General features: G+C 70.2%; 4 protein-coding genes. All 4 read left to right on the top strand.

Going from position 1 to position 5,054, the window contains the following annotated elements; all coding sequences use genetic code 11:
• Positions 1-29: 29 nt before the first annotated feature.
• Entirely contained in the window at positions 30-2,033 is a 2,004-nt protein-coding gene (locus QN345_RS15455; protein ID WP_323504735.1) for an acyl-CoA dehydrogenase, read from the top strand.
• Positions 2,034-2,206: 173 nt separating this feature from the next.
• Positions 2,207-3,226, top strand: coding sequence for an ABC transporter ATP-binding protein (locus QN345_RS15450; RefSeq protein WP_323508834.1), 1,020 nt, complete (start codon positions 2,207-2,209; stop codon positions 3,224-3,226).
• Positions 3,223-4,101 (top strand): ABC transporter permease subunit, encoded by an 879-nt coding sequence (locus tag QN345_RS15445; RefSeq protein ID WP_134564023.1) that lies wholly within the window; start codon positions 3,223-3,225, stop codon positions 4,099-4,101. The genes QN345_RS15450 and QN345_RS15445 overlap by 4 nt, the downstream gene beginning before the upstream one ends.
• Positions 4,102-4,198: 97 nt before the next feature.
• A partial coding sequence (locus tag QN345_RS15440; RefSeq protein WP_323508833.1) for a histidine kinase occupies positions 4,199-5,054 on the top strand: 856 nt, incomplete at its 3' end.

Raw genomic sequence — 5,054 nt, 5'->3', positions numbered from 1 at the left:
CCCCCAAGCCCACCGGCACCTTCACCCCCATCCCCACGATCAACGTCCCGGCGCTCAGCCGCCAGCTGCTCGGCAGCTGGCCGGAGATCCGGATCGAGGCCCGCAAGCTCACCGCACGCCCCGAGCTCCAGGGCGTCCCCGGCCTGTCGATGGCCGAGCACCGGCTGCGCGTGCTCGAGCAGTTGAGACTACTCGCCGTCGAAGGCCACGTGCACCGTGCCTTCCCGGTGCACCTCGGCGGCGAAGACAACCACGGCGGCAACATCGCCGGGTTCGAAGAGCTCGTCACCGCCGACCCGAGCCTGCAGATCAAGGCCGGCGTGCAGTGGGGCCTCTTCGGCTCCGCCGTGATGCACCTCGGCACCCGCAAGCACCACGACGCCTACCTGCCCGGCATCATGAGCCTCGCCACCCCCGGCGTCTTCGCGATGACCGAAACCGGCCACGGCTCCGACGTCGCGAGCATCGCCACCACGGCGACCTACGACGCCGAGACCCAGGAATTCGTCGTGCACACCCCGTTCCGCGCGGCCTGGAAGGACTACCTCGGCAACGCCGCGAACGACGGCATCGCGGCCGTGCTCTTCGCCCAGCTCATCACGGGCGGCGTGAACCACGGCGTGCACGCCTTCTGGATGCCCCTCCGCGACGAGACCGGTGCGTTCCTGCCCGGCGTCAGCGGCGAGGACGACGGCCTCAAGGGCGGCCTCAACGGCATCGACAACGGTCGGCTCGCCTTCGACAACGTCCGCATCCCCCGCGAGAACCTGCTCAACCGCTACGGCGATGTCGCCGAAGACGGCACGTACTCGAGCGCCATTTCCAGCCCCGGCCGCCGGTTCTTCACGATGCTCGGAACCCTTGTGCAGGGCCGGGTGTCCCTCGACGGGGCCGCGACCCAGGCATCCGCCATGGCCCTCACCATCGCCGTCACATACGGCAGCCAGCGCCGCCAGTTCACGGCCGGCGGCGAGGCCGAACAGGTCATTCTCGACTACCAGCGCCACCAGCGCCGGCTGCTGCCGCGCATCGCGACGACGTACGCGCAGACCTTCGCCCACGACGAGTTCCTGGTCGCGTTCGACAAGGTCTTCAGCGGCATCGCAGACACGGATGCCGACCGCCAGGACCTGGAAACCCTCGCCGCAGCCCTCAAGCCGCTGTCGACCTGGGCAGCACTGGACACCATCCAGGAGGCCAGGGAGGCCTGCGGCGGCGCCGGCTTCCTCGCCGAGAACCGCCTCGTCGGCCTCCGCGCCGACCTCGACGTCTACGCGACGTTCGAGGGCGACAACACCGTCCTGCTCCAGCTCGTCGCCAAGCGGCTCCTCACCGACTTCAGCCGCAAGTTCGCCGACGCCGGCAGCGGGGTCCTCGCCCGCTATGTCGTGCAGCAGGCCACCGACCGTGCCCTGCACAACACCGGCCTCCGCACTCTCGGCCAGGCCGTCGCCGACTTCGGTTCGACAGCGCGCTCTGTCGGCCAGCTCCGGGAGACGAACGTGCAGCGGGAGCTGCTCACCGACCGGGTCGAGACCATGATCCGCGACATCGCCGGCAAGCTCCGCCCGGCGAGCAAGCTCTCTCCGCAGCAGTCCGCCGACGTGTTCAACGCGCACCAGGACGAACTCATCGAGGCGGCCCGCGCGCACGGCGAGCTCCTCCAGTGGGAGGCATTCACCCGGGCCGTCGAGCACACGACGGATGCCGGCAACAAGCAGGTCCTGACCTGGCTGCGCGACCTGTTCGGGCTCGGACTCGTCGAGAAGCACCTCGCCTGGTACCTGATCAACGGACGCCTGTCCGCCCAGCGCGCCCAGTCGGTCACGGCGTACATCGACCGGATCATCGCCCGCCTGCGCCCCTTCGCCCAGGACCTCGTGGACTCCTTCGGGTACAGCCCCGAGCACCTGCGCGCGAAGATCGCCTCCGGAGCGGAGCAGGAACGCCAGGACGAGGCCCGCGACTATTACACCGCGCTGCGCGCCTCCGGCAACGCCCCGGCAGACGAGAAGGCGCCGCGCAAGAAGTAGCGGCCTGCGCAAACCGGCGCGAGGGCGGGCATCCGTCGTACCGGGGTACTACGCGCCGCGGCCGGTAAGCATCCGTTCGACCGATGTGCCCCGTGAGGCGCCCTGCGTATCGTGAATGCGGGGCCGACGTCCACCGACGCCTGGCCCCGCCAACGATGCGAATGAGGAGACGGATGATTCAGGCACAGTCCCTGACCAAACGCTACGGAAGCAAGGTCGCGGTCGACGCGATCGACTTCACCATCCAGCCCGGAACCGTGACCGGCCTGCTGGGCCCGAACGGCGCAGGCAAGACCACGACGATGCGGATGATCGTCGGCCTCGACCGGCCGGACTCCGGCTCGGTCCTCGTCAACGGCCAGCGCTACCAGGACCTCCGTGCCCCGCTCCGCGAGGTCGGGGTGCTGCTCGACGCGAAGGCGATCCACACGGGCCGCTCGGCGCGCAACCACCTGCTCGCGATGGCCGCGACCCACAACATCCCGAAGAGCCGCGTCGACGACGTGATCGAGCTCACCGGACTCACCTCCGTCGCCCGCAAGCGCGTCGGAGGCTACTCCCTCGGCATGGGACAGCGCCTCGGCATCGCCGCGGCCCTCCTCGGAGACCCGGGCATCCTGATCCTCGACGAACCCGTCAACGGGCTCGACCCCGAGGGCGTGCAGTGGGTGCGCAAGCTGATGCGGCACCTCGCCGGCGAAGGCCGCACCGTGCTGCTCTCCTCACACCTGATGAGTGAGATGGCGCTCACCGCCGACCACATCATCATGCTCGGCCGAGGCCGGGTCATCGCCGACGCCCCCGTCGCCGAGATCATCGGCCAGGCCGGCGGAGCGACCGTCCGCGTGCGCAGCCCGCACGCGACCCGACTCGCCACCCTGCTCGCGCAGGCCGAGGTCACCGTCGTGAACCTCGAACAGGACGTGCTCCAGATCACCGGGATCACGGCCGCCGAGATCGGCGACCAGGCCGCAGCCGCCGGCATCGTGCTGCACGAACTCACGAGCGTCAGCGCCTCCCTCGAGGACGCGTACATGTCCCTCACCCGGAACGAGGTCGAGTACCGCACCGGCGGCACCGGCGACGAGGAATTCGACGACGACGATTCCGACACGACAGACGCCGCAACGGATGCCTCCGCGAACGACGATCCGGACCCGCGCGAGACCGAACTGCAGGAGGCAGCACGATGAGCACCCCCACGATCCTGGTTGCCGGTACCCCGGAAGCCCTCGCCGACATCGGCACGGAATTCGTGCCCGCGACGACACCGGCCGGTCCGCACCTCAGCGCGCTCGGCATCATCCGCTCGGAGTGGATCAAGCTCAGCACCGTTCGCTCGACGATCTGGTGCTTCGCGGTGCTCCTCGTCGTGTCGATGGGGCTCGCCGCGATCATGTCGCTCGCGCTCGACCTCACCGGGACCGACATCACGACGGTTCCGGGCACCGACCAGGCCCGGTTCGTGGCGCAGGCCTCGACCTTCGGCGTGTTCTTCGGCCAGCTCATCGTCGCTGTGCTCGGCGCGCTCGCCGTCACCGGCGAGTTCACGACGGGCATGGTCCGCTCGACCCTGACCGCGGTGCCGAAGCGCCTGCCGGCCCTGTGGGCCAAGGCCCTCGTGCTGTTCGTCGCGACCTTCGTCGCCGGCCTCGTCAGTAACATCGCGGCCTACGTCGTCACGGTCTCGATCGTCTCCGGCCAGGGCCTGCACGCGAGCCTCTTCGCCCCGGAGGTCATCCTCCCCGTGCTCGGTGGTTCGCTGTACCTGGCCCTCGTCGCGGTCTTCGCACTCGGCATCGGCACGATCGTGCGGAGCGGGGCCGGCAGCATTGCCGTCGCGCTCGGCGTGATCCTGCTGCTCCCGGTCGTACTCCAGATGATCCCGGCCACGTGGGCGAGCGACGTGCTCCCGTACCTGATCTCGTCAGCGGGTATCAGCATGTTCGGCCTCATGCAGTTCGCCAAGGTGCCACTCGACTGGTCGGTCGACCTGATCATCGTCCTCGTCTGGGTTGTCGTGAGCCTCGGCACCGCCGCGGTGCTGCTGAAGCGCCGCGACGCGTAACCGGGCGGCAATGAACAGGACCGAGCAGGCAGGGCCGGCTGCCGGCACCGACCGGTGACCGGCATCCGCCCAGTTCGCAGCAAGTAGAGTCCCAAGCATGACCTCCACCAGTCCCAGCCCCGCCGCGACCCCCCTCGCGGACGGGGCTGGCCTGCGTTTGCCGACGCCTCCGGGGGTCACCCGCCGGTTCTGGGCGCGGCACCCCTGGTTCGTCGATTCCCTCGTCGCGGCCGTCTACCTCGTCCCGACCGCGATCGTGCTCCTGGTCGACGCGACCCGTCCGGGCGGCGGACCCGCCCCGGTCGCCATCGTCTCGGCGCTGCTCCTCACCGCGCTGATTGCCGGAGCGTTGCTCTTCCGCAGGCACGCCCCGCTGCTCGCCCTCGCCATTTCCTGCACGGCGCTGCTCCCGTCGTTCCCGAACCACGGCCAGGGCGACACCCTGCCCGTGATGATCGCCCTCTATGCGGTCGCCGTGTACCGCAACGTGCGCAGCGCCTGGATCGGCCTCGCGGCCGCGGTCGGCATCTCCACCCTCGGTGCCTATTTCGGCTCGGGCAACCCCTTCATCTCCTGGGTGAGCGTCGCCTCGCAGGACGCGGTCCTGCTCATCGTGGCGACCGTGATCGGCGTGAGCGTGGGCGACCGGATGCGCTACGTCGCCTCCCTCGTCAGCCTCGCCGCCCAGCTCGCCCACGACCGCGACCGGCAGGCCCAGCTCGCTCGCAGCTCCGAACGCGCCCGGATCGCCCGCGAACTGCACGACATCGTCGCCCACAGTCTCTCGGTCATGGTCGCGCTCGCCGACGGCGCGGATGCCCTCGCGGTCCGCGACCCCGAACGCTCCCGCGCCGCGATGCGTGAGGTCGCCTCCACCGGCCGCGGCTCGATGGCCGAGATGCGCAGGCTCCTCGGCGTGCTCGGCGACGACGACGAGACGGCGGATGCCGCGG

The organism is Cryobacterium sp. 10I1 (genome assembly GCF_035019805.1).
Classification (GTDB): Bacteria; Actinomycetota; Actinomycetes; order Actinomycetales; family Microbacteriaceae; genus Cryobacterium; species Cryobacterium glucosi.
The sequence above is the reverse complement of the archived record's forward strand: the minus strand, read 5'-3'. Positions and strand labels throughout refer to the sequence as shown.

Excerpts from the sequence above, each read along its gene's own strand:
- QN345_RS15450 (WP_323508834.1), top strand. The coding sequence starts at position 2,207 with ATGATTCAGGCACAGTCCCTGACCAAACGCTACGGAAGCAAGGTCGCG.
- QN345_RS15445 (WP_134564023.1), top strand. The coding sequence starts at position 3,223 with ATGAGCACCCCCACGATCCTGGTTGCCGGTACCCCGGAAGCCCTCGCC.